Source organism: Pseudomonas syringae pv. tomato str. DC3000 (assembly GCF_000007805.1).
In the GTDB taxonomy this organism is placed as follows: domain Bacteria; phylum Pseudomonadota; class Gammaproteobacteria; order Pseudomonadales; family Pseudomonadaceae; genus Aquipseudomonas; species Aquipseudomonas avellanae.
The window spans coordinates 3,285,711-3,310,648 of sequence record NC_004578.1 but is presented as its reverse complement, the minus strand read 5'-3'; the positions used below and the strand labels follow the sequence as shown (position 1 = coordinate 3,310,648).

Here is a 24,938-nt window from a genome sequence, read left to right as displayed (position 1 = left end):
CAATAGCGGTGTCTAGGTAGTTAATAATATTAATGTTCGATTATCGGTCAGTGTGGATTGACGCCAACGCCGAATCTTTCAATTCTGCGTCCACGGACCGCCATCAAGCGACGGGCCGAATCCCAAAACAACAACAATAAGTGGACACCGAGCATGCCAATACTCACTCGTGATGCAGCCATGGCTGTGTCAGCTTCCTTCGCCCGTAAAAAAGTTCTTACAAATAATGCGCTTGGAAAAAACTACAGCCTCGCCCTTGGTCTGCTGGGCATCAGCGTGCTGCCGGACGCTGCGCAGGCTCAGGGTTTTGTGGATGACAGTCACGGCACCCTGACGCTGCGCAATTACTACATGGATCGTGATTACAAGGACGACGGCGCCAGGACTGCGATTCGGGAGTGGGCGCAGGGCTTCATCATGAACGCGGAGTCGGGTTTTACCGAAGGGCCGGTGGGCTTGGGCATTGATGCACGGGCACTGGTCGGCATGAAGCTGGATTCCTCGCCGGATCGCAGCGGCACCGAGCTGTTGCCTGTTTCAGCCGGCGACGGGCGCGCTGCCGACGAATATTCACGGCTGGCATTGACCGGCAAACTGAAATTTCGTGAAACAACGGTCAAGACCGGCGATGTGTCGATCTTTCTGCCATTTGCCTTCGCCAGCCCCTCGCGTCTGCTGCCGCAGACCTTTCGGGGTACCACGCTGACCTCGAAAGAGATCGACGGATTGACCCTCAATGCCGGCTACATCGACCGGGTCAACAAGCGTGACTCAACCAATTATCAGGCGATCAGCATCGCGTCGCCGAACCGGCGTTTCAACGCAGCGGCCACCTCATCGCACATGACCTACGCCGGGGGCGACTATCAGGTCAGTAAAGCCCTGAGCGTGCGCGTCTATCACGCTGAAGTGGCTGACCTCTACACCCAGAACACCCTGGCGCTGCTGCATAAGCTGGACGTGGGCGACGGTGTAATGACCACTGATCTGCGCAGTTTCTTCAGCCGTGACACCGGCAGCGCAAAAGCCGGTGAGGTGGACAATCAGAACCTGTCGGCGTTGCTGGGCTACAAATGGGGAGGGCACAGCGTGAGCCTTGGTTACATGCATGCCAGCGGCGCTACGGCGACACCTTATGTGTCGGGCACCGAGTTGATGGGCTTGAGCGAGATGACCATGAGCTCCGACTTTCTCAATGCCAGGGAGCGTACCTGGCAAGCCATCTACGACTACGATTTTACGGCGGTTGGCGTTGTCGGCTTGCGCAGCCGCCTGCGATACATACGCGGCGACAATATCGAACTGTCGGCCTTCAACGCAGATGATCGCAAGGAGCGGGAGTTTCAGATGGAGTTGGGCTATGTGGTGCAGAGCGGTCCATTGAAAAATGTCGGCCTGTTGGCGCGCAAGTCGATTTACCGAAATGACTTCCCGACAGGTGCAGCGTTTCGCGATGAAAACCAGACGCGCTTCATTGTGCAGTACAGCGTGCCCATCTGGTAATCAGAGCCTTATCGACGGCAAAACCACCGTCGATAAGGGTGTTTACGATTGGTAAACCTTTTTCAGCAACCTGAGCAGGTCATTGCGTTCCTGGTTATCCAGCGCCGAGGTGGAATCCAGGTCGCTGTCGACTGCAATCTGCTTCAGTTCGCGCAGCAGCGTCTCACCGGTCTTGCTGAGAAAGATGCCGTATGAGCGCTTGTCCGGCTTGCAGCGCACACGTACGGCCAGCGCGCGCTCTTCGAGTTTGTTCAGCAGCGGCACGACCTGAGGCGGCTCTATCGCCAGCGCTTTGGCCAGGTCTGCCTGCATCAGGCCGGGGGTCTGCTCGATGATCGCCAGTGCCGAAAACTGCGCAGGGCGCAGGTCGTGGGCGGAAAGACGTCCGATCAGGTTCTGGAACAGCTTGAGCTGTGCCCGGCGCATGGCATAACCGATCAGGTCATCGAGTGCAGAATCCTTCGGCAACGGTGCCTGGGCAGTCTGTACAGGAGCCTGGCAAATGTCGGCGCTGTCGGATGGCTTGGCCATTGAAGATGCAATCCTTTTGGTGTGGTGAGCGAATCAGCCGATCAGTTTGCCGGGGTTGGCGAATAATGGCTATGGGGCATACGTGACTGTGACCAGCACAAGAGAGCGGAGTGCCGAGTTTTTGATTAATCAAGCTAATGGTTAATTGACATAACTATATTTGCCGTTTAGCGTGGAGTCATCTTCAGATCAAGAACAAGAGAGCATCGCCATGAGCAAGTACGAAGGTCGCTGGACAACCGTCAAGGTCGAGATCGAGCAAGGCATCGCGTGGGTCATCCTCAACCGACCGGAAAAACGCAACGCAATGAGCCCCACGCTCAATCGCGAAATGATCGATGTGCTGGAAACACTGGAACAGGACCCCGAGGCCGGTGTGCTGGTGCTGACCGGTGCCGGTGAAGCCTGGACCGCTGGCATGGACCTTAAGGAATACTTTCGCGAAGTGGACGCCGGCCCGGAAATTCTTCAGGAGAAGATTCGTCGCGAAGCATCCCAATGGCAATGGAAGCTGCTGCGCATGTACGCCAAACCCACCATCGCCATGGTCAATGGCTGGTGTTTCGGCGGTGGCTTCAGCCCGCTGGTGGCGTGCGATCTGGCGATCTGTGCCGACGAGGCGACGTTCGGGCTGTCGGAAATCAACTGGGGCATTCCGCCTGGCAACCTGGTGAGCAAGGCGATGGCCGACACCGTGGGCCATCGCCAGTCGTTGTACTACATCATGACCGGCAAGACCTTCGACGGTAAAAAAGCCGCCGAAATGGGGCTGGTCAATGAAAGTGTGCCGCTGGCACAACTGCGCCAGGTGACCATCGACCTGGCCCTCAATCTGCTGGAAAAGAACCCGGTTGTCCTGCGTGCCGCCAAGCATGGCTTCAAGCGTTGCCGCGAACTGACCTGGGAACAGAACGAAGATTACCTGTACGCCAAACTCGACCAGTCGCGCCTGCTGGACAAGGAAGGCGGCCGCGAGCAGGGCATGAAGCAGTTCCTCGACGACAAGAGCATCAAGCCAGGGCTGGAAGCGTATAAGCGGTAGATGGTTAGGCGCTAGCTACAAGCTACAAGCATGAGGCTTTTAACTTGAAGCGTGCAGCTTGAAACTTAAAGCTGCTCTTAAATAACAATAAAGAGAGGAATCACCATGCTGGAAGTGCCCCTGCTGATCGGCGGTCAGTCGTGCCCTGCCCGTGATGGACGTACTTTTGAACGCTGTAACCCGGTGACTGGCGAAGTGGTTTCGCGGGTGGCCGCGGCGACCCTAGAAGACGCCGATGCGGCGGTCGCTGCCGCTCAGGCGGCATTTCCCGGCTGGGCGGCGCTGGCGCCCGGCGAGCGGCGGGCGCGTTTGCTCAAGGCTGCCGAGCAATTGCAGGCGCGCAGTGGTGAATTTATTGCGGCGGCGGGAGAAACCGGGGCGATGGCCAACTGGTACGGTTTCAATGTACAACTGGCCGCCAACATGCTGCGCGAAGCCGCATCGATGACCACGCAGATCACCGGCGATGTCATTCCTTCCAATGTTCCCGGCAGTTTTGCCATGGCGCTGCGCCAACCCTGCGGTGTGGTGCTGGGCATTGCGCCGTGGAATGCGCCGGTGATTCTCGCCACCCGCGCCATCGCCATGCCGCTGGCCTGCGGCAATACGGTGGTGCTCAAGGCCTCGGAACTCAGCCCGGCGGTGCATCGATTGATTGGTCAGGTGCTGCAGGATGCAGGGCTGGGTGACGGCGTCGTCAATGTGATCAGCAATGCGCCGGCCGATGCTGCGGCCATTGTCGAACGGCTGATCGCCAACCCGGCGGTGCGTCGGGTCAATTTCACCGGCTCGACCCATGTGGGGCGCATCGTCGGCGAGCTCTCGGCCCGGCATCTCAAGCCCGCGCTGCTGGAATTGGGCGGCAAGGCACCGTTTCTGGTGCTGGACGACGCTGATCTGGACGCTGCGGTCGAAGCGGCGGCATTTGGCGCGTATTTCAATCAGGGCCAGATCTGTATGTCCACCGAGCGGCTGATCGTCGATCAGAAGGTGGCCGATGTGTTTGTGGCAAAACTGACCGCCAAGATCGAAACCCTGCGTGCCGGCCACCCGGATGACAGTCAGTCAGTGCTGGGTTCGCTGGTGGACGTCAGCGCAGGCTCGCGAATCAAGGCACTGATCGACGATGCCGTGAATCTGGGCGCGACGCTGGTGATTGGCGGGCAGTTGCAGGGCAGCATTCTGCAACCGGCGTTGCTCGACGGCGTGACTGACCGGATGCGCCTGTACCGCGAAGAGTCTTTCGGTCCGGTTGCCGTGGTGATTCGCGGCGAAGGCGACGAAGCACTGCTGGCGCTGGCCAACGATTCGGAATTGGGCCTGTCGGCGGCGATTTTCAGCCGCGACACCGGCCGGGCTCTGGCATTGGCGCAACGTGTCGAGTCCGGCATCTGCCACATCAACGGGCCAACCGTGCACGATGAGGCGCAAATGCCGTTCGGCGGGGTCAAGTCCAGCGGCTACGGCAGTTTCGGTGGCAAGGCCTCGATCGAACACTTCACCCAGTTGCGTTGGGTGACGTTGCAAAACGGGCCACGGCATTACCCGATCTGAATCCTCTTGTGCTGATGGCAACGGTTTGTTGCAAAAGACCGAGCCGTCAGTGAGTCAGGTATAACAATAACAAGGCTGCAGCCCGGTGCTGCTACGCGAGGCCCGAACGGCTTCACGCCGTCTGGTGCGAGCGTCCCTTGATGGAGAGAACGCACGTGAGTTCCGATATCAGATCATCAAAGCAGCAGAGTGAAGCCGGTTCGCCGCGCTACCGTCAGGTCTCCATCGGCCATCCGCCCATCTAGGTTCGTGAGGAGCACGGCATTTTGCACATGCGAGCCCTGGAACCGTTGGCGCCGTTGCCCGATCGGTTGCTCGACCGGCTGGTGCACTGGGCCAGCCTGCGTGCGCAACAAACCTTTATTGCCGCCCGTGACAGCCGTGGTGGCTGGCGCAAGGTCAGTTACGCCGACATGCTCACCGACGTTCGCGCCATTGCCCAGAGCCTGCTGGCTTACGGGCTTTCGGCAGAGCGGCCACTGGCGCTGCTGTCGGGTAACGACATCGAGCATTTGCAGATCGCTTTGGGCGCTATGTACGCCGGTATTCCTTATTGCCCGGTGTCACCGGCTTACTCGGTTCTGTCGCAGGACTTCGCCAAATTGCGGCATGTCTGTGAGGTGTTACAGCCAGGCCTGGTGTTTGTCAGCGATGCCGCGCCGTTCCAGCGCGCCATCGATGCTGTCATACCGGCTGACACACCGGTCATTACGGTACGCGGACAGTTGAATGGCCGGCGTCATTCGAGCTTTGCCAGCCTGCTTGAACAACCGGGCGGCAGCGAAGCCGACGCTGCGTTCATGGCCAGCGGGCCGGACAGCATTGCCAAGTTTCTTTTCACCTCGGGCTCGACCAAACTGCCCAAAGCAGTGGTTACCACTCAGCGCATGCTGTGTGCCAATCAACAGATGCTGCTGCAAACCTTCCCGGTGTTCGGCGAACAGCCGCCGGTGCTGGTGGACTGGCTGCCGTGGAATCATACCTTCGGCGGCAGTCATAACCTCGGTATCGTGCTCTACAACGGCGGCACGTTCTATCTCGACAATGGCAAACCGACTGTTCAGGGCTTTGCCGAAACCTTGCGCAACCTCAAGGAAATCTCGCCGACAGCCTACCTGACCGTGCCCAAAGGCTGGGAAGAGCTGGTCAACGCGCTGGAGCAGGACGCCGAGTTGCGTGAGCGATTCTTCTCGCGCATGAAGCTGTTCTTCTTCGCCGCAGCCGGTTTGTCGCAAAGTATCTGGGACCGCCTCGACCGGGTGGCCGAGCAGCACTGTGGCGAGCGCATTCGCATGATGGCCGGGCTGGGCATGACCGAGGCCGCACCGTCCTGCACCTTTACCACCGGGCCGCTGTCGATGGCCGGTTACATCGGCTTGCCCGCGCCGGGGTGCGAGGTGTGTCTGGTGCCGGTTGATGGCAAGCTGGAAGGGCGCTTTCGCGGCCCGCACATCATGCCTGGCTACTGGCGCTCGCCGCAGCAAACCGCTGAGGTGTTCGACGAGAACGGCTTTTACTGTTCCGGTGACGCGATCAAGCTGGCAGACCCTTCGGCGCCGCAGCTGGGCCTGATGTTCGATGGGCGTCTGGCCGAGGATTTCAAACTGTCGTCCGGTGTGTTCGTCAGCGTCGGGCCAATGCGCAATCGTGCGGTGCTGGAAGGCTCGCCGTATGTTCAGGATGTGGTCATCACCGCACCGGATCGCGAGTGCCTGGGGGCGCTGGTGTTTCCTCGCCTGCACGAGTGCCGACAACTGGCTGGGCTGGGTGCGCAGGCGAGCGATGTCGAGGTATTGGCCAGCACGCCGGTACGCCAGTGGTTTGCCGACTGGCTGGCACGTTTGAATGAAGGGGCCAATGGCAACGCCAGTCGCTTGGAGTGGATCGCGCTGCTGGATGAACCAGCCTCAATCGATCGCGGCGAAATCACTGACAAGGGCTCTATCAACCAGCGTGCGGTGTTGCAGTGGCGCGCCACGAAAGTCGAAGCGCTGTATCGCGATCAGGATGCCTCACGGCTCAGTGCCGGGTCGCCAGCGTGAGCGGGCAGTATTCGGCGTTCAGCGACGTGGCCATTGTCGATGCGGTGCGTACGCCGTGGGTCGACCTGGGCGGCGCGCTGGCGCAGATTTCGCCCATCGATCTGGGCATAAAGGTCGGTCGTGAGGTGCTGGCCCGTGCGGCCATTGACCCGCAGCAGATTGACAGTGTGCTGGCCGGCTCGATGGCGCAGGCCAGTTTCGACGCCTACCTGCTGCCCCGGCATATCGGTCTGTACAGCGGCGTGGCGCAAAGCGTGCCGGCGTTGGGTGTGCAGCGGATTTGCGCCACAGGCTTCGAACTGTTGCGTCAGGCCGCGCTGCAGGTGGGCGATGGCGGGCAGATGGCGCTGTGTGTCGCGGCGGAGTCCATGTCACGCAATCCGATTGCCGCTTACACCCATCGCGACGGATTTCCGCTGGGCGGCACCGTGCAGTTCAAGGACTTTCTCTGGGAGGCCCTTTATGACCCGGCACCCGCAGTGGACATGATCGCCACGGCGGACAACCTGGCGAAACGTTACGGGTTGAGCCGCGAAGCCGTGGATGGCTATGCGTTGCTTAGCCATCAGCGCGCGCTGGAGTCGCAAGTCTTGGGCAGGTGGTCTGCAGAAATCGTTGCCGTCGGCAACGAGCGCTTCGAGCTGGCAGGCTATCAGCCGCGTGGCATCGAGCTGCCGCGACGGGTCGAGACGGTCACACAGGACAGCCACCCGCGCACGACCACTCTGGCTGCGTTGTCGCGGCTGCGCGCCATCCATACCGATGGCGTGCAAACGGCAGGCAACAGTTGTGCAGTGGTTGACGGTGCCGCGGCGGCACTGGTGGGGCGTGCTTCACAGTCAAAAAAGCCAGTATTGGCGCACCTGCTGGCCAGTGCAGTGATCGGCGTCGCTCCGGAATTCATGGGCATTGGCCCGACGCCCGCCATCCAGTTGTTATTGCAGCGCAGCGGGCTGGCGCTGAGTGACATTGGCCGGCTGGAAATCAACGAAGCGCAGGCCGCGCAGGTGCTCGCCGTCGCGCAGACACTGGAACTGGACTGCGACCGGCTCAACTGCCAGGGCGGCTCGCTGGGCATCGGTCACCCGCTGGCTGCCACCGGGCTGCGTCTGGTCATGACCCTGGCCCGGCAACTGCGCGAAGAAAACCTGCGTTACGGGATTGCCGCCGCCTGCGTGGGCGGCGGGCAGGGCATGGCGCTGTTGATCGAGAATCCGGCTTTTATCGGCTCAAATTGATGGTTCAATCACTCTGCAATAAACAATCGGTAGCAGAATTTGTTATCCGGGAGCGATATTTACGGGTTTTAAACGCTGCACATGACGTAGGTCGTCCGTTAACGCTTGACCGAACCGTGCCGAACAGTGAATCTCGCGTCTCTGAACACTATGGAACCCCGTCTATGCGTGCCCTCGCTGAGCTTTCTTTCGATTTCGTCTGGCATTTGATGTTCACGGATGACGAGCAGCTCGACCAGGACCTGGCGGTGCGCTCGCTGGAAAATCTGTCCGAACACTTTTCGGCCATGACCGATGAAGAGAAGAGGGCGTTCATCGCGGTGGCGCATGAACGCAAGGCCCGGCTGTTTGCCGTGCCCGATACCGATGGTTACTCCCCGATTCGCTTGGTGACTGAAGACCAGGCGCAGTTTCTCGATCATGTCGTGTCCGGGCAGTTCTTCCAGCAATTCGAAGAGCCGCTGGCGTTCGACACAAACGACTGCGTCGTACCGATCCGCAGTCGCTGAACGCCTGCCTATGCCATGCACCGTAATGGTGAACAGGTTCGCGTTCAGGGCCGCTACACGCTGGCGGTCGATGATGGCAATGCCTACATCGCCGCAGGCCTCGCCGGACTGGGCACTCTCTGGCTGTCCGATTACATGGCCCAGCCGCATCTGGCGCGGGGTAAGCTCGTCCCGCTGTTCCAGGACAGGCAACTCGATAGCATGCCGATTTACGTAGCCTTCCCCCCGAACCGGCATGTCAGCGTCAAGGTGCGCGTGTTTATCGATTTGGTGATTGAACTGATGGCCGAGCATGCGCCGGTCGGCGAGCGTGGCAGGCTTGATCGGGCGTAGTGCCGTGCCCTCAGCGCCGCGCCGAGAGCTGTTGCGGCGCCAGAAACGCGTCGTGAAAGTAGTTACGAAATGCTTGCATCGCCGGGGTTGGTTCGCGCTCGCGGTGCCAGGCCAGGCCGACGCTCATCGGCGTGACCTTGTCGGTGACGGTGAGGGTTTCAATACGCTTGCCCTCCAGCGACCACGGTCGATGCACCAGGTCCGAGAGGATCGCCACGCCGCTGCCGTTGGCAACCATGCTGCGCACCGCCTCCACCGAGCTGGTGCGCACGCGAACGTTGGGGTGTTGACCGGCCAGTTCCCAGTAGCGCATCGCACTTTGCTCGGCTTCATCGACGGTCAGCAGAATGTAGGGCTCCTGTGCCACGTCGGCGAGGCTGACGGAGGCGCGCTGGCAAAGCGGATGGTGGCTGGACAGCCATAAACGGCGTTCGGAGTTGAACAGTGTTTCCGAGACGATATCCGGGTGAGTGATGTTGGCGGTCAGCACCACCGCCATGTCGAAGCGACCTTCCAGCAGGCCCTGCTCGATGGATTGCCGCTCCTGCTCGTGCACCTCAATGGCCACGTCCGGGTGCCAGTGCTCCAGCCTTTGCAGGTGGTGCGGCAGAAAGTAGCCGATGACGGTGTAGCTGGCCGCCAGGCGCAGCACGCCGCTGGCACGAATGTCCGGCAAGGGGCTGTTCATTGCATCATCGACACTGCGCAGGATTACATAGGCACGATTGAGAAAGTGCCTGCCGGCCTCGGTCAGGTTCATGCCCTGCGCCGAGCGCTGAAACAATAGCGTGCCGAGCATGCTCTCCAGTTCCTTGATCGCCGTGGTAACTGCCGACTGGGAAATATTGAGGTGGATCGCGGCCTGCGAGATCTGCCCGATCTCGGCGGTTGCTACGAAATAGCGGACCTGGCGCAAGGTCAGGGACATAGGTACTCCACTCAGCAAGGTATCTGTTTTTCAGAAGACAGCGTATCTGTTAATAGATCTACCCAAGGGGTCAAAGGGAATTTAACGTGGCTTGCACACACTCAGATAGCCCTTGGAGTAAAAGCCATGCAGATAGATTTCAACTCGGACATGGGTGAAAGCTTCGGCGCATGGACCATTGGCGACGGCGTTGATACCGAACTGATGGCCTTCATCAGTTCTGCCAATATCGCCACCGGCTTTCACGCAGGCGACCCAAGCACCATGCGTCGCACCATTGAACAGGCCAAACGCCTGGGCGTGGCCATTGGCGCGCATCCGGGGTTCCGTGATCTGGTGGGCTTTGGTCGCCGGCATATCAACGCGCCCGCTCAGGAGCTGGTCGACGACATGCTTTACCAACTGGGTGCATTGCGCGAGCTGGCCCGTGTTCAGGGCGTGCCCTTGCAGCACTTCAAACCCCACGGAGCCTTGTATATGCACCTGGCCCGTGACGAAGAGGCTGCCCGGTTGCTGGTGGAAAACCTTCAGCGTCTGGAGCCTGATTTGCTGCTTTACTGCATGCCCGGCTCGGTGATCTGCAACGTGGCTCAGGAACTGGGGCAACCGGTGGTGCGCGAGTTTTACGCCGATCGCGCTTACGACCTCAGCGGTTCTATCGTCTTTACCCGCAACGTACGCGCCCATGACCCGGCTGAGGTGGCCGCGCGTGTGATTCGCGCCTGCCAGCAGGGGCTGGTGCGCACGGTCGAAGGTGACGATCTGGCCATCCAGTTCGATTCCATCTGCCTGCACAGCGACACACCGGGCGCGCTGGCCCTTGCACAGGCGACCCGTCAGGCGCTGGATGGTGCCGGAATAGAAGTGCGCACGCCACGTTAGCCAGCCTGCGGCATCGGGGGCGAAGACACCCTGAGCCGCCGTAACGATCTTTGCCTGCCTTTCTACAACGTTTTCAAAAGGAACAGACATGGCCGATCCGATTCGCTACAGCTTTGGCGCTGATGAGCACCTGTTCGCCGAGGTCAGTGACAGCATGTCGCTGGAAGCTTTTTTCAAGGGGCTGGCGGTGACCCGTGCGGTCGAGCGCTTGGCGCTGGACGGCGTACTCGACGTGTGCCTGGCCAACGCCTCGTTCCAGATTCGTTTTGACCCGGACCGTATCGCGCCTCATGCACTGCTCGAAGCCGTTCGCGGGGCCGAGGCCGGAGCGGTCGCCGAGCGCACGCTGCAGACCCGCATCATCGAGATCCCGGTGCTCTACAACGATCCCTGGACCCATGAAACCCTGATGCGCTTTCGCGACCGGCACCAGGACCCTGGTTCGACGGATCTGGAATACGCTGCGCGCATCAACAATCTGGCCGATGTCGATGCGTTCATTGCTGCGCACAGTGGTGCGCCTTGGTTTGTGTCAATGGTCGGCTTTGTTGCCGGGCTACCGTTCATGTTCCAGATGGTCGAGCGCGAGCGGCAGTTGCAAGTGCCCAAATACCTGCGCCCGCGCACCGATACGCCAAAGCTTACGCTGGGTCATGGCGGGTGCTTTGGTTGCATCTACTCGGTGCGCGGGGCGGGTGGTTACCAGATGTTCGGCGTCACCCCGGCGCCGATCTACGACCCGCAGCAGGGGTTGGCGTACCTGAAGGAGCATATGGTTTTTTTCAGGCCGGGAGACATTGTGCAGTTCAGACCGGTGGATCGTGAAACCTACGATCTGGCCGTGACCGAGGTAGAAGCGGGGCGCTTTGATTTGCTGATTCGCCCGGTCGAGTTTTCCCTCGACGCCTTTCTGGCCGACCCCGTCGGCTATCCCAGGTCGCTGCAGGAGGCGCTGGCATGATCAAGGTACTCAAACCCGGTCTGGCCACCTCGGTACAGGACCTCGGCCGTGAAGGCTATTACCACCTGGGCATCCCGCCTTCGGGTGCGCTGGACCAGTACGCACTCAGCGCCGCCAATCAACTGGTCGGCAATCCGCCCGGCGCTGCCGGCCTGGAATGCACGTTGCTGGGGCCTGAGCTGGAATTTCAATCCGACACCTTGGTGGCCGTCTGCGGTGCGCACATGACGGCGCGCCTGGACGGCGTGGACATGCACCATGACACCGCGTTTGCGGTAAAAGCCGGGCAGGTGTTGCGCTTTGATTTCCCCAAAGATGGCGCACGCACTTATCTGGCCGTCGCGGGCGGCATTGATGTGCCGCTGGTATTGGGCAGCCGCTCGACCTACACGCTGGGCGCACTCGGTGGTTTTCAGGGGCGCAGGCTGGCGGTTGATGACCTGTTGCCGATAGGCGTGCCCAGCGGCAAGGGGCGTGCAGGGGCCAGCCTGCCGATGGCGTTGCGCCAGTCGCTGGGCGGCGAAATCTACCTGCGCGTCGTTCCCGGCCTGTATTACGAGCGCCTGACCGAGTTTGCGGCCACCAGCTTCTTTTCCGAGTCATGGACGGTTGGCTCGGAAGCCGACCGCATTGGTTATCGCTTCAAGGGCGGCAGGGCGCTGACTTTTCAGCCACGGGAACAGCCATTCGGGGCAGGTTCCGATCCATCGAATATCGTCGACAGTTGCTACCCGATCGGCTCGATTCAGGTTCCGGCAGGACTGGAGCCCATTGTGTTACACCGCGACGCGGTGTCTGGTGGAGGCTATGCCATGATCGGCACCGTGATCAGCGCCGACCTTGATCTGATCGGCCAGATGCAGCCCAACCAGAAAGCCCGGTTTGTGGCGGTCACGCTGGAAGATGCACTCGCAGCGCGCACGTCCTACAAGAAGAAGTTGGCGTGTTTGAGCAGGTTGTTCGCATCTTGAAATAATCAGGAGGCCTGCGCGTACGCTAACTGCGCCTGCATTTTCGCACGGCACACTTCGAGTATTTCATCTGCCAATGGTGAGTCGTCCGGGCAACTGCGCGACAGCAACACTGCACCTAACGCATGGGCAAACAGGTCGATGGTCTTTGCCCGTGCCTGTTGCTGCGTTTTGTCATCGGCGTGTGCTCCTGCGGCCACGGAAGCGGCCAATATGCTTTCGATGCCGTTGGCAAAAGTGGCTTTGACAGCCTCTGACTGGCGGGCCGCATCGGCACTGAGTGCGGCCATCGTGCAGCCGGTGCCGGGATTGTCGCGGTGCTCTCGGGACAAGTAGTACTCGATGAACTGCGCAGGATCAATGCCCTTCGATTGCTCCACCGTCTTCGAGATAGAGCAGGCCGCCGACTCGGCCATCAGGTCAGACTTTGACCCGAAGTGCTTGTAGAACCCGCCATGGGTAAAACCTGCAGCGGCCATCAAGTCTGCCACTCCGACACCGTCGTAGCCGTGTTCACGAAACTGGATGGATGCCGTCTCGACGATGTGTGCCCGGTTCGCCTGCGCCTGCGCCTTGGTGACTCTCATGTGAATTGCCTCTTTTGTCTGCTCCATTCGACAGAGCGCAAATATACCATTGATGTTAACCATCATTAAAGGAGTTGACAGTTAAGATGCTGATCATAATCATATGGCTGCTTCTGAACGCCGGTCCGGGTCATGAGCGGGCATCAATCCGATCACTCCACCGTGAGATAAAACCATGAAATACAAAACGTTCGGAAAGACCGGGCTCAGCGTCTCGCAAATCGCGCTGGGCACGGGGAACTTCGGCACTGGCTGGGGTTATGGGGCGGACCCGGTAGTCAGCGAGGCAATGTTCAACACGTATGCCGAGGCGGGGGGCAATTTTATCGATACTGCGGACATCTATCAGTTTGGCCAGTCCGAAGAGTTGCTCGGCACATTGTTGCAAGGCCGGCGCGACGATTTTGTGCTCGCGACCAAGTTTACCAACGGTGCCTCGGCCAACCCTGGCCGATTAACCACCGGCAACAGCCGCAAAGCCATGGTGAGTTCGGTGGAAGCAAGCCTCAAGCGTTTGAAGACGGACCGTATTGACCTCTACTGGGCGCATCATCCTGATGCTGTCAAGCCCATTGAAGAAATTCTCAGAGGTTTGGAAGACCTGGCGCGTGCCGGGAAAATCCTTTACGCGGGTCTGTCCAATTTCCCTGCATGGCGGCTCGCTCGCGCTGTGACACTGGCCGATATCAGCCGCACCTTGCCGATTGCAGCCGCACAGTTCGAGCACAGCCTGGTGCACCGCCAGCCCGAGACTGATCTGTTTCAAGCCTCTCACGCGCTTGGTCTCGGTGTCGTTACCTGGTCGCCTCTGGGCGGCGGCATGCTGACCGGCAAATACCGGCAGGGCGAGAAAGGCCGTGCCGAAGGGTTTGGCGGCAAGGTTTTCCAGCCGGAAAACTCCGCGCAACGCACCCTGATCCTCGACAGCGTGCTGGACATCGCCGCCGAGCTTGGTGTCAGTGCAAGTCAGGTGGCGATTGCCTGGGCCGGTACACATGGGGCCATCCCGATTATCGGGCCTCGCTCGCAGGAGCAGATTGGCGACAACCTGGGGGCCTTGGCACTGACGCTGGCCGACGAGCAGATCCAACGGCTTGACGCGGTCAGTAGTCTGGACCCGACCGCTGCGCCAAGGTCGGCTGTTGACTGGTCGGATGGGACTCGCACGAGGGTGGTTGCATAAGCTGCCGTTCCGGGGGCGAGATGCCTGTCCGTACACCGTTCGGATCTTCGCCCCTGCGTTGAAAGTGTTAGCGTATTCCCCGCGTTTTTCTTTGTCATGAGAAAGACCAAAATGCTCGCAGTCTTGTCTATCCATCGTCCTTGAGCCTCGCATGGTGATGAACATCATCACCTGCCGTGCACACAGCCTGTACCACTGAATGCCGATGAGCAGCCCCGTCCGACTCATCAGGAGAGCACCATGCATCGAAAACCAATTTGCGCAGCACTTGCCATCATTTCCGCCGCTACTCTTACGACCTCCCTTGCGTATGGTATGACCGCCGTCGAGTTGCCAGCAGGCGCCCCAGCCGACAAACCCGTCGGCAAGCTTGAACAGGTTCAGGCTTTTTATGACGCGATGCCTACCGGCGTGACAGTGACTGAAACCGGGCGCATCTTCGTCAATTTCCCTCGTTGGGGTGACAAGGTGCCGTTTACGGTTGGCGAGGTTCGCGATGGCAAGGTGGTTGCCTACCCGGACCTGGCGGTTAATCATGAAAACCCGAAAGACCCCGGCGATGGCCTGATCAGCGTGCAGAGTGTGGTTGCCGACGGCAAAGGACGCGTCTGGCTTCTGGACACTGCGGCACCTGAATTTGCCGCGCCACGTCCTCAAGGTGCCAAGCTGGTGGCGGTGGACCTGGCCACCAATAAGATCGTCAAGCGGCTGGTATTTCCGGACAACGTCATCTTGCCGAGCACTTACGTCAACGACATGCGCTTCGACTTTCGCCAAGGGTCGCAGGGGACTGTCTACGTTACTGACTCATCGGTGAGCGGGCCGGGTGCAATCATTGTCATGGACATTGCCAGCGGCCACGCCGTGCGGCGCCTGAGCGGGGCTAAGGCAACCTCTGCTGATCCCGCTTTCGTGCCTGTTGTCGAAGGCGTGCCCGTGCTGGGTGATGGCCCGGACGGAACGCGCAAACCGGTCCATGTAGCTGCAGACGGCATTGCGTTGTCGGCAGATGGCAAGACGTTGTATTTCTCGCCACTGTCCAGCCGCCACCTGTATTCCGTCGCCACCGAGCTGTTGAACGACAGCGCTGTGAATGAGCAGCAACTGGCAGCCGCCGTTCAGGACCTGGGTGAAAAGGGCGCTTCCGATGGTCTTGAGGCTGATGCAGACGGCGCTGTGTATGCGGGCGACTACGAGCACAATGCCATACGCAAGCGCTTGCCGAACGGCGTCTGGCAGACAGTCGCTCACGATCCGCGCATGTTGTGGCCTGATACCTTGTCGATCGGTCCGGACGGCTACCTGTATTTCATCGTCAACCAGTTGCACCGTCAGGCCGGTTTCAATTCGGGCCACGACCAACGTAAAAAACCGTACAGCTTGTTGCGTGTGAAAGTCGCAACGGCACCAGCCCCCACGCATTGATCGAACTTGATACCGGAGCATTGATAATGAATACACCTGCAAAGCCATTGGCGTTGATCGCAGTGCTGAAAGCCAGTCCAGGCAACGAGTCGGCATTGAAAGAAGCTTTGTTGGCACTGGTGGAACCCACCCGTTCGGAGCCGGGCAACATCGAATACACGCTGTTCGAGGTGCGCGATGAGCACGGTACGTTCTACATGCGCGAATGCTTCAAGGACCAGGCAGCACTGGACGCGCATGTTGCCACGCCACACTACCAGCAGTTTGCGGCTGCAAGCGGCGAGTGGTTTGCAGAAGCGCCACGGCTGATTTTTCTGGACCAGGTTTCAAACTGATTCTTGAGGAAGGCTCGGCATGCCCGAGCCTTCCTCAGCCTGTCGGGCCCGGTCCTTATACGTCAAGAATACGCTGATCAGGATTCGTGAGCCCAAGCAGCAGACGCTGACAAAACGGCCGAGCTTCCCCCCTACGAAAAAGCCCCCCGATGCCTGAGGATCTAATACTGTCCGCTTACCGATGCGTTATACCGCATCAGGAGTTGGTCGTAACCCTGCTCGACCGCCCGTAGCTGTTTGTTCAACTGATCAACGTCAGCGTGAGCCGCCCAGCGCTGTTGCAACGTATCGAGTGTGGCGAGCCAGGTATGCGCAGGCGCTTTGATCACGGTCCATACCGGACGCTTCCGGTTAGCGGATTTGAGGTTAGGCATCGTGTTGAAATAACGCTCAGCGTCCAGCCATGCGTCAACCAGTTCAGCGTATAAGGCCTTGAGATCATCCGGGCTCAGCCGGGCGTTGGCTTCACTCCGATTAAGGTAGTTGATTGTTTGTCTGGCGAGGAGCATGAAGTTGAGCGTATGCCAGTGCTGATCGTGACCAAGGCGATAGTCGATGGCCGCGAGTTGCTCGCTGCGTGCCAGAAATTGAGGTTCCTCAAAGTGTTTTCGAACGGCAAGACTGCGTTGCTGAAGTTGATGCATATCTTGGGCAAGGTCTGCATCCAGCTGCCGGGCACGCTCGATATCGGGGCGTGGTTGATTGTAGAGTGCCTCAGCATCAAAAGTTCTGTCGCGCAGTGTGTCAAGCGTCTCGCTGTACTTGATCACGGCGATGACAAGCGGATCGGACTTGGGGTAGAGCAGTTGTGGATAGCTGATACTGCAGGCCAAACTCTCATTCATTGCGACGGAACGACTGTTGCCACCCAATGCAAAGCTTTGTATAAACGGCAGCATACCCTGACTGCCATCAACCAGCGCTTGGTAGTGCTTGCGATAATCTGCGTAGCGTTCAAGCAGAAGAGTATCGTCAAACACCAGGCAGGCTGCTGCGTCCTTCATCATTGAGGTGTCTGCAATCGAGTCTGTCGAAACGCGGTGTGTATTGGCCAATTTGTGCTGCGCCCAGGCGATGGCTGCGAAAACACAAATAGCGGTGATAAACGCTCGATTACTGATCATGGCCCGCCTCCAGAGAAGACGAGGGTGTATACCACTGCTCCCGCGAGGGCGGGCGACAGGGCTGGTTTGCATCGAGAAGGGCTGCGCATAGTCGTTTCGGCCACGCTTGCAGACCTTGGCCTGCTTGCACTGGGCGGTAGTTGATGATGGTGCCTGAGATGAACAGCAACGAGACGATCAGACCCAGCAGGATGCCAATGATCAGTTCTCTGGTCGGCGAGCCTGGAACGATTGAAAATGTCCGCTTGAGCCATTCCGGCCAGGCCACGCGAGTCGCTGCGGCGGCCACCGCGAGTATTGCGGTGTAAATCAGCAACGCCTTCCATCCTCCGACCAGGAAGGTCGGCACTGCGGGCAGCCAGCTTACGGTGCTTTCTCGCAGCAACAGCGGTACTGGACGGCGTAGCGTAAGCCAGCGGCCAACGTGCTTGGTGAGTTGCTCATCAAGGCGCCAGGTAAATACGCCGAGCGTCTGACAGGCGACGTAAAGCAAACCCGCCAGCAGACCAAGTGCGCCAATAATCAGTAATAGAGCGATCATTGTTTCGTCCGGATCACTTCCCAGCCGGTAATAGCTGTCCAATGCGGTTATGGACGCTGCGCCAACGATTGCAAACGGCAGTGCCCAGAACGATGTACAACGGCGCAGCGGTCGCCAGAAATACAGATCTTCGCCATGCACATGTCTCGCCAAATCGGGGTAATGACGCGCCACTGTATTGGCCAGCGACTCACAGGTTTGCCAGTCATCAGATGTGAAACGGAGGGTCATCGACACGCGAGCATTATCGCTCATGGGTATGAACAGCAGGCGGGCTGCGCGTGAGCCCGTGCTGTCGATTTTTTGCGTGGCAAGACGCTGCTGGTCTTCGAGAAACAAGGCTTGGCGACTGCGCGCCAGCAACCGGCTCCAGAAAGGCTCCGGACAAGATGTGCGGCCATCGGGTTTCTTCCAGCCTTGCCATTCGCACACCGCATCGAAAACAGGGCTGTGCCAGACTTCAGCGTGGGCCAGCAGTCCTGCGAGATAGTTGTTAAGCCAGATACGTCGGTCCAGCGTCTGCATCCAGGCGACCTTGTCGAGGTGTAGGTAAACATTGGAGAAGGACTCGGCATTGCCGCTGTTTAGCGCGTTGGCCAACATCTGTTCGGTATTACGTAACAGATTGTTCAGAACAGTGTGGGTTGAATGCAAGGGCAGGTCGATGCGTTGCCAGGCGCTCAGCCACTGAAAGCGCTCGACTGCTCGCTCCGCCAGTTCACATGCATCGGGAGCATTCGACTGGCAATACTCCAGCAAACCGTCTTCAAACGCCCGATCGCACTGTGTGGTTCGGGCGTTTTCCAATCGCTGATCCAGGTTCTCTGCACTTATACCTTCGAGCAGCAGGTCAGCCCTTTGGCGTTTCAGGTCGGGTGCGCTGAAAGTCTGAACCGGCGACGGCAGTACAACGATCGGCGCATGCGACAGGCCGTCCTGATCTATTGGCGGTTCCTGAACGTCGGCGGTCCAGCTCAGCGCTTGCTCGTAGGCGTCACGCAGGCGCTGAAAGCCTGCCGGATCTTCGTCCGGGCGGTGCTGCTTGAGCAACGCAGCATAACGGCGCTTGATACTGCGCACGTCAGAATGGGGATCAAGCCCCAGAATAGACCAGCAACTCACAGCGTTGCGCTCAGGTCTGTGCCTATAACCATGGGGCTACGAACTCCTTGTACACAAAGGCAGCATGCAAAAACGCCTGGGCAAGATGCCCAGGCGTGCAAATAACGGCGCGCAGTTTATCAGGTGCTCAGGGTGCACACGCTAGTACCGCCTGCAGTTTTTGCCTTATCAAAAAATATTGATCGGATAGCTGACAATGATCCGGTGCTCATCGGCATCACGCTGGCTGGCGAACTCGGTGCGAAGTTGTGCGTGACGCAGTGCGATGCTGAGGTTTTTCGCCGGGCCCGATTGCAAAACGTAGCTCAGGGTCACGTTGCGTTCCCATTCCTTCTTGTCGCCGTCGGAGGTCTGGATGTTCGAGCCGCTTTCGTACATGGCCAAGAAGTTCAGGCCGGGTACGCCGAGTCTGGCGAAGTCATAGCCATAACGGACTTGCCAGGTGCGTTCCCCGGCGCGCTGGAATTTGCCGATCATAGATTCGGTCATGAAGTAAGCGGTTGATCCATCGCCCTGATTCAGCCAGACCGCGTCGCTGTCGCCGGTGACTGCCTGATAACCCGCAGCAAAGGTATGGCCGTCGATGAGGTAAGTGAACTGAGCGCTGGACAGACGGCTGTCGACTTCACCCTTGGTGACGCCGTTGCCGTAATAACCCACCGTGTAAAACGAAGGATCGTGGCCATTCGCGCCGTCCGAGCGGTTGTCGAAGTGGCGCAGGTCGGTGCGCAAAGTACCAGGGCCAAGTTGCAGGTCGTATTTCAGACCGAGAAAGTTCTGTTTGTAGAAGTTTTCCAGGTTGCCGTAGTAATACTGCAGGGTTAGGTCCTTGACGGGTTTGTAATCGACGCCTGCGTAGTAGAACTTGTTGACGAATTCGCCGGTCAACGGGTTGTTGGCGCCGGGGATCGACATGCCCATCTGGTTGGTCGAACCCCGGCCCATGACGTGTTCCAGCTGGCCTGCGATGAAGGTGAAGTCTTTCAGGTCTTTGGACTGAACCTGACCGCCACGAAAGGTCTGCTGCAGCATACGGTCGGTGGACATTACCACCGGCAGCATCGGCACCAGCGTGCCGTACTTCAACTCGGTCTGCGAGACGCGCGCCTTGAGCGTCGCGCCCAGGCTGCTGAACTCATCAACCGCGCGGCCGTCGCTGTCCGTCGGGAAGATGTTGCCGTTGAACGCGGTACTTTGCGGGTTGTAGTGGCGTCCTTTACCCGAGTCCAGACGAACGCCCAACTGGCCCAGTGCATCAACGCCCAAGCCTACCGAGCCGGGCGTGTAGCCGGACTGGTAATTGAGCATGAAGCCCTGGCCCCACTCCTGCGTGTAGTTAGGGGCAGCAGCACCGCTACGGTTGTCGGCGTTGCTGAAGAAGTTGCGCGCCAGAATGCTGGCCTTGCTGTCTTCCAGAAAACCTTCGCCGTAGCTCTGCTGCGCGATCAGCAGGCCACAAAAGCCCGCAACGAAAGGGGTGGCGCGATTGATACGCTCCATCGGGTTCATCCTCATGCTGTCATTAAGTATTGTGAGAGGCAGGGTCGGGCGGCAGTCAGGTTTCTTGTTGTTTTAAGAAGCGTGTTTTTCAGCTGAATCCTTTGCAGGTATCGCAGTGTGAGGCGCTTGATACAGCGTGACGCGAGGTAAACGGTAAAGAACCACCAGTGCGAGTACGCCCAGCGCTGCGCAGATCATCAGCCCGGTGCCGACGGCCTGGGCGAGGGCAGTGCGAGCCAGCAGTAACGTGGCGTCAACATCTGCAGACGAGTGCTGCAGCAGGACCTGCGGATCCGCCAGGTGCGGCATTGTCTTTATCTGGCCAGCCGCGGTCAGTGCACGTTGCAGGTTGGCGATGTACAGCAACTTGACCAGCACGCCCATGGCCGCGGTGCCCAACAAGCCGCCCACCAGCCGCAACGATTGGGTGAGTGCAGTGGCGATACCGAGAAACTGCCGCTCGGCGAGGGTCTGGGTGAACACCGTGAGGTTGAGCAAAATGAACCCAAGGCCCAGACCCGCCAGCAGAATCAGCCCCAGCAAGGTTGCGAAGCCAGCCTGCAGCCCGACCAGCGCCAGGGCAATGCAGGCAACCGACAAGGCGATGAACCCGCCAATGGGCAGCCAGTTGGGGTTTGCCAGACACGTGACGATGCGGCTGTTGACGATGGCGCCCAGAGTGATACTCAGGGCCAGCGGGGTGAGCAGCAGCCCGGCGTCCTGCGGCGAGTAGCCATAACTGCCCTGCAACAGCAGCGGCAGGTAGAACAGCAGCGTGAACATGATTGCGCCAGCCAGCAGCGACATGATGAACAGCAGGCGGATACTGCGATTGGCAAACAGCCCGGCGGGCAGCAAGGCAAATGTGCAGCGGCGTTCCCAGAACCACAGGCCGGTCATGGCGACAACGGTGATCACGCCGCACAGCAGGCTGATCGCCAGAGCGCGTTGGCCGAGCCATTCAACGAACAGTTGCAGGCTGCCCAGGCTCAGGACGATCAACATCGCGCCGATCCAGTCGAGCCTGATCGCACCGGCGGTTTGCGGGCGATACCAGGGTAGAAAACGCCAGGCGAAAAACAGCGCGATCACGCCCAGCGGCAGGTTCAGCCAGAACACCGAGCGCCAGCCGAACTCGCCAGCCAGATAACCGCCCAGGCCCGGGCCGATGGCATTGACCACGCTGAACATGGCACTCAGCAACACCTGCCAGCGCAGCCGCTGGCGAGTGTCGGGAAACAATTCCGGCACACAGGCAAACGCCGTTCCGATCAGCATTCCGCCGCCGACCCCCTGCAACGCCCGGCCGATGACCAGCGCCAACATGCTGTCGGCCAGCGCGCAGAGCAGCGAGGCGAGGGTGAAAATCACCGTGGCGGCCAGCACGAACGGTTTTCGCCCGTAAAAATCGCCCAGCCGACCAAAGATCGGAATGGTCACGATGGAGGCCAGCAGGTAGCCGGTGGCGACCCAGGCATATAGCTCGAAGCCGTTGAGCTCCGAGACAATGCTGGGCAGGGCGTTACCGATCACCGTCTGGTCGAGCGCCGAAAGCATCAACACCAGCGAAATGCCGAGCATGGCCAACAAGGCTTGTCTGAAGGTCAGCGCGGGCTGGCTCGGCGTTGTCATGTCGAGGTGCTCAGCGCAACGCAGCGACAGCAGTCGCAATGCGCGCGCAGCCGCTTTCCAGGGTTTCGATGGCGGTTGCCGTGGACATCCGGAAAAACGGTGCCAGCCCATACGCAGTGCCCGCCACGACGGCCACGCCCTGACTCTCCAGCAGGTACAGAACCACGTCGGTGTCGGCGTGCAGCACCGCCCCTGACGGGGTGGTTTTGCCGATCAGAGCGCCGCAATTGACGTACAGGTAAAACGCACCTTCAGGCTTTATGCAACTCAGCCCGTCAATGGCGTTGATCAGCTCCAGACAGCGGTCGCGGCGCTGCTTGTAGACCTTGACGCTCTCGCCGACAAACGACTGGTCGCCATTGAGCGCAGCCACGGCTGCGGCCTGGCTGACCGAGCAGGCGTTGCTGGTGGATTGCGATTGCAGGGTCGCCATCGCACTGATGATGTCGCTGGGGCCTGCGGCGTAACCGATGCGCCAGCCGGTCATGGCGTAGGTTTTTGACACGCCGTTGATGATCAGCACGCGTTCGCGCAAAGTCGGTTCGACGGTCAGCAGGTGGCTGAGCGGGGTGTCGTCATAGCGAATGTGCTCGTAGATGTCATCGGTCATGATCAGCACGTCCGGGTAGTCGAGCAGCACGTCGGCCAGCGCCCGCCACTCGGCGGCACTGTAGGTCGCGCCGGTCGGGTTGCTCGGCGAGTTAAGCAGCAGCCAGCGTGTGCGCGGGGTGATCGCTTCGCGCAGCTGTTCGGCGGTGAGCTTGAACTGGTTTTCTTCAGGGCATGCCAGAGTGACCGGGCGACCGTCGCAGGCCAGCACCATGTCCGGGTACGACACCCAGTACGGCGCAGGAATCAGCACTTCGTCGTCAACGCCCAGGGTTGCGGCGAAGGCATTGAAGATCGCCGCCTTGGCACCGCTGGTGACCACGATCTGGCCGGGCGCATAGGTCAGGCCGTTTTCACGCTGAAGCTTGGCGGCAATCGCCTCGCGCAGCGTTGCAGTCCCGGCATTGAGCGTGTAGCGGGTTTCACCGTTTTCGATGGCCGCACAGGCTGCCTGGCGAATGTGTGCAGGGGTGTCGAAGTCGGGCTCGCCGACCACCAGGTTGATGATCGACTTGCCGGCGCGCCGCAGTTCATTGGCCCGATCGGCAGCAGCGCTGCTTGGCGATGGTTTGATGCGGAGCACGCGTGCAGCGATGCGAGATGCGGTCACGTTGGCATTCCTCGTTGATGGCCTTGACGAGGACTACGTTACGAGCCTGCGCAGGGCAGGTCATAAGACGAGTTTGTTCTGGATTGATAGGCAGCGCTTATGACCGCAGATGAACCGCGCCCGCACCAAAACGAGGCGATCAACGCCTGCGGGGGCATTCGGGTAAAGCGAATGCAGGGAGGCTGAACTGACATAGGCAATGCTTATGATGAGGCTGACAGCCCTTTTTTAGCGAGCTGGCCTGCGTCTTGCTCTGGCATCGCAGTCTTGACCCGGGAGTGCAGCACTTGAACCTTCGCCGCTTGAAATACTTTGTGAAAATAGTCGATATCGGCAGCCTGACTCAGGCCGCCGATGTTCTGCACATCGCGCAGCCTGCGTTGAGCCAGCAGTTGGTGACGCTGGAGGCCGAGTTGCAACAACAGTTATTGATCCGCACCAAGCGCGGCGTTACCCCGACCGAAGCGGGCAAAGTGCTGTACGGGCATGCTCAGGTCATCCTGCGTCAGTGCGAGCAGGCGCAGAGCGACGTCAACGCCAGTGGCCTCGCACTGTCGGGGCCGGTTTCGGTGGGGCTGGCGCCTGGCACGGCTGCTTCGACGCTGTCGTTGCCATTGCTCAAACGGGTGCGCGAGCGTCATCCGGGCATTTTGCTGTACCTCAATGAAAATTTCGGAACCACCCTCAGCGAACTGATCATGAACGGGCGCATGGACATGGCGGTGCTTTATGGCGGACGTGAGGTGCACGGCCTGAGTTTTGTACCCTTGATGCGCGAACAGTTGTACCTGGTCAGCGCTGACGACGCCCGCCAGGGTCGCGAGGAAATACCGCTGGCGGAGCTTGCCGACATCGATTTGCTGTTGCCGCGCACCTACAACACCATCCGCCGCCTGGTGGACGAGGCGTTCTTGCGCATCGAGCGCAGCGCCCGGGTGGTGGCAGAAATCGAGTCATCGACGACCCTGGCCGCCGCCGTGGCCGATCGTTTCGGCTCGACGATCCTCCCCGAATCCGCTGCGCGGGTGCTCGCCGACACGCATGCGGTCAACCTCAGCCGGATCGTCGAACCCGAGATCGAAGCGCCTCTGGCCCTGTGCCTCTCAGGCCACTTGCCGTTGTCGGTCCCGGCTCAGGCGGTCAAGGCGATCCTGCTGGAGCTGGTCGCAGAAATGCGCGGCAACCGCCGTACGTAACGACGTGAAAGGTCATAAGGGGCGCTTATCACCCCACAGTCAAACCGTCTTGGCGGTCAAAAAGCACGGTCGTTACATTGCCCTCAGCCACATTTCTTTTGTCAGGCAAGGGCCGTTGCATGAAGCCAGAACGTATCAAAGCACTTATCGACCTGATGGCTGAATCGGACCTGAGCGAGCTCAGCTTGTGTGAAGGGGATGCGCAGTTGCGCTTGCTGCGTGAGCACGTTCAGGTCTCAAGCCCCGTCACACCGGTCGTTTCGAAGCAGGTAAAACGTGCGGCAACTGATGCCACCGCCACGTCTGTTGCACAGACCGGCACTTCGACGCAGGCCTGTGCGTCGCTGTACGGGGTCTTGCACCTGACCCCAGCACCGGATCAGTCACCGTTCGTTGAAGTCGGCACCCGTGTCGAACCCGGCCAGACCCTGGCGGTGGTCGAGGCGATGAAAATGTTTCACCCGGTCAAGGCTGAAATCGCGGGTGTCGTGACGGACATTCTGGTTACCAACGGCGAAGAAGTTCAGGCCGGTCAGGCGCTGTTCACCCTTGGCTGAAAGGCGATTGTTGCCAGCCGGGG

The 24,938-nt window shown here is 59.9% G+C and carries 21 protein-coding genes and 2 pseudogenes; 15 read left to right on the top strand and 8 right to left on the bottom strand.

Annotated elements, in window-relative coordinates; genetic code table 11:
* Window positions 1-153: 153 nt before the first annotated feature.
* Entirely contained in the window at window positions 154-1,503 is a 1,350-nt protein-coding gene (locus PSPTO_RS15215) for an OprD family porin (protein WP_046463479.1), read from the top strand.
* A gap of 42 nt (window positions 1,504-1,545) precedes the next feature.
* Here the strand turns inward: PSPTO_RS15215 and PSPTO_RS15210 are convergent, their stop codons facing one another.
* Entirely contained in the window at window positions 1,546-2,034 is a 489-nt protein-coding gene (locus PSPTO_RS15210; RefSeq protein WP_005764246.1) for a MarR family winged helix-turn-helix transcriptional regulator, read from the bottom strand.
* A gap of 211 nt (window positions 2,035-2,245) precedes the next feature.
* Between PSPTO_RS15210 and PSPTO_RS15205 the strand changes: the two genes are divergently transcribed.
* The 6 genes and pseudogenes from PSPTO_RS15205 to PSPTO_RS15180 all read left to right on the top strand — a co-directional run.
* Entirely contained in the window at window positions 2,246-3,076 is an 831-nt protein-coding gene (locus tag PSPTO_RS15205) for a p-hydroxycinnamoyl CoA hydratase/lyase (RefSeq protein WP_005739372.1), read from the top strand.
* 105 nt (window positions 3,077-3,181) lie between these two features.
* Entirely contained in the window at window positions 3,182-4,630 is a 1,449-nt protein-coding gene (locus PSPTO_RS15200; protein WP_011104290.1) for an aldehyde dehydrogenase, read from the top strand.
* Window positions 4,631-4,785: 155 nt separating this feature from the next.
* Window positions 4,786-6,672: pseudogene (locus PSPTO_RS15195) on the top strand (feruloyl-CoA synthase).
* Window positions 6,669-7,910: a thiolase family protein gene (locus tag PSPTO_RS15190; protein WP_011104287.1), complete on the top strand. Its 1,242-nt coding sequence runs from the start codon at window positions 6,669-6,671 to the stop codon at window positions 7,908-7,910. Before PSPTO_RS15195 ends, PSPTO_RS15190 begins: the two are co-directional and overlap by 4 nt.
* Window positions 7,911-8,074: 164 nt before the next feature.
* Window positions 8,075-8,419, top strand: a complete 345-nt coding sequence (locus PSPTO_RS15185; RefSeq protein WP_005764255.1) for a hypothetical protein — start codon at window positions 8,075-8,077, stop codon at window positions 8,417-8,419.
* 9 nt (window positions 8,420-8,428) lie between these two features.
* Window positions 8,429-8,752, top strand: a pseudogene (locus PSPTO_RS15180) (LysR substrate-binding domain-containing protein); the annotation flags it as partial.
* Between the two features lie 10 nt (window positions 8,753-8,762).
* On the opposite strand, the gene PSPTO_RS15175 reads toward PSPTO_RS15180, so the two are convergent.
* A complete protein-coding gene (locus PSPTO_RS15175; protein WP_011104284.1) occupies window positions 8,763-9,680 on the bottom strand; it encodes a LysR family transcriptional regulator in 918 nt (305 codons plus the stop codon).
* A gap of 126 nt (window positions 9,681-9,806) precedes the next feature.
* On the opposite strand from PSPTO_RS15175, the gene PSPTO_RS15170 reads away from it, so the two are divergent.
* From PSPTO_RS15170 to PSPTO_RS15160, 3 genes are all read left to right on the top strand, one after another.
* Entirely contained in the window at window positions 9,807-10,562 is a 756-nt protein-coding gene (locus tag PSPTO_RS15170; RefSeq protein WP_011104283.1) for a 5-oxoprolinase subunit PxpA, read from the top strand.
* Window positions 10,563-10,650: 88 nt separating this feature from the next.
* A complete protein-coding gene (locus PSPTO_RS15165; RefSeq protein ID WP_005764266.1) occupies window positions 10,651-11,523 on the top strand; it encodes a 5-oxoprolinase subunit B family protein in 873 nt (290 codons plus the stop codon).
* Window positions 11,520-12,494, top strand: a complete 975-nt coding sequence (locus tag PSPTO_RS15160; protein WP_005764268.1) for a biotin-dependent carboxyltransferase family protein — start codon at window positions 11,520-11,522, stop codon at window positions 12,492-12,494. Before PSPTO_RS15165 ends, PSPTO_RS15160 begins: the two co-directional genes overlap by 4 nt.
* Before the next feature lie 5 nt (window positions 12,495-12,499).
* Here the strand turns inward: PSPTO_RS15160 and PSPTO_RS15155 are convergent, their stop codons facing one another.
* Entirely contained in the window at window positions 12,500-13,081 is a 582-nt protein-coding gene (locus PSPTO_RS15155) for a TetR/AcrR family transcriptional regulator (RefSeq protein WP_011104282.1), read from the bottom strand.
* Between the two features lie 175 nt (window positions 13,082-13,256).
* Between PSPTO_RS15155 and PSPTO_RS15150 the strand changes: the two genes are divergently transcribed.
* The 3 genes from PSPTO_RS15150 (at window position 13,257) to PSPTO_RS15140 (ending at window position 16,024) form a co-directional block, all read left to right on the top strand.
* Complete coding sequence (locus tag PSPTO_RS15150; protein ID WP_011104281.1) at window positions 13,257-14,264, top strand: aldo/keto reductase; 1,008 nt, start codon at window positions 13,257-13,259, stop codon at window positions 14,262-14,264.
* 240 nt (window positions 14,265-14,504) lie between these two features.
* Window positions 14,505-15,689, top strand: coding sequence for an L-dopachrome tautomerase-related protein (locus PSPTO_RS15145; RefSeq protein ID WP_011104280.1), 1,185 nt, complete (start codon window positions 14,505-14,507; stop codon window positions 15,687-15,689).
* A 26-nt stretch (window positions 15,690-15,715) separates the two neighbouring features.
* Window positions 15,716-16,024, top strand: a complete 309-nt coding sequence (locus PSPTO_RS15140; protein ID WP_005764277.1) for a putative quinol monooxygenase — start codon at window positions 15,716-15,718, stop codon at window positions 16,022-16,024.
* A gap of 161 nt (window positions 16,025-16,185) precedes the next feature.
* Here the strand turns inward: PSPTO_RS15140 and PSPTO_RS15135 are convergent, their stop codons facing one another.
* The 5 genes from PSPTO_RS15135 to PSPTO_RS15115 form a co-directional block, all read right to left on the bottom strand.
* The gene (locus PSPTO_RS15135) at window positions 16,186-17,148 is read right to left on the bottom strand and encodes a YiiG family protein (protein WP_011104279.1); all 963 of its coding nucleotides are present in this window, start codon (window positions 17,146-17,148) and stop codon (window positions 16,186-16,188) included.
* Window positions 17,138-18,811, bottom strand: a complete 1,674-nt coding sequence (locus tag PSPTO_RS15130) for a J domain-containing protein (RefSeq protein ID WP_011104278.1) — start codon at window positions 18,809-18,811, stop codon at window positions 17,138-17,140. The genes PSPTO_RS15135 and PSPTO_RS15130 overlap by 11 nt, the downstream gene beginning before the upstream one ends.
* Before the next feature lie 168 nt (window positions 18,812-18,979).
* Window positions 18,980-20,311, bottom strand: a complete 1,332-nt coding sequence (locus tag PSPTO_RS15125) for an OprD family porin (protein ID WP_011104277.1) — start codon at window positions 20,309-20,311, stop codon at window positions 18,980-18,982.
* A gap of 72 nt (window positions 20,312-20,383) precedes the next feature.
* Window positions 20,384-21,982: an MFS transporter gene (locus PSPTO_RS15120; RefSeq protein ID WP_046463481.1), complete on the bottom strand. Its 1,599-nt coding sequence runs from the start codon at window positions 21,980-21,982 to the stop codon at window positions 20,384-20,386.
* Entirely contained in the window at window positions 21,954-23,162 is a 1,209-nt protein-coding gene (locus tag PSPTO_RS15115; RefSeq protein WP_011104275.1) for an aspartate transaminase, read from the bottom strand. The genes PSPTO_RS15120 and PSPTO_RS15115 overlap by 29 nt, the downstream gene beginning before the upstream one ends.
* Before the next feature lie 287 nt (window positions 23,163-23,449).
* Between PSPTO_RS15115 and nac the strand changes: the two genes are divergently transcribed.
* Complete coding sequence (gene nac / locus PSPTO_RS15110) at window positions 23,450-24,358, top strand: nitrogen assimilation transcriptional regulator NAC (RefSeq protein WP_005764287.1); 909 nt, start codon at window positions 23,450-23,452, stop codon at window positions 24,356-24,358.
* A gap of 119 nt (window positions 24,359-24,477) precedes the next feature.
* Entirely contained in the window at window positions 24,478-24,915 is a 438-nt protein-coding gene (locus PSPTO_RS15105; RefSeq protein ID WP_005764289.1) for an acetyl-CoA carboxylase biotin carboxyl carrier protein, read from the top strand.
* Window positions 24,916-24,938 lie beyond the last annotated feature (23 nt).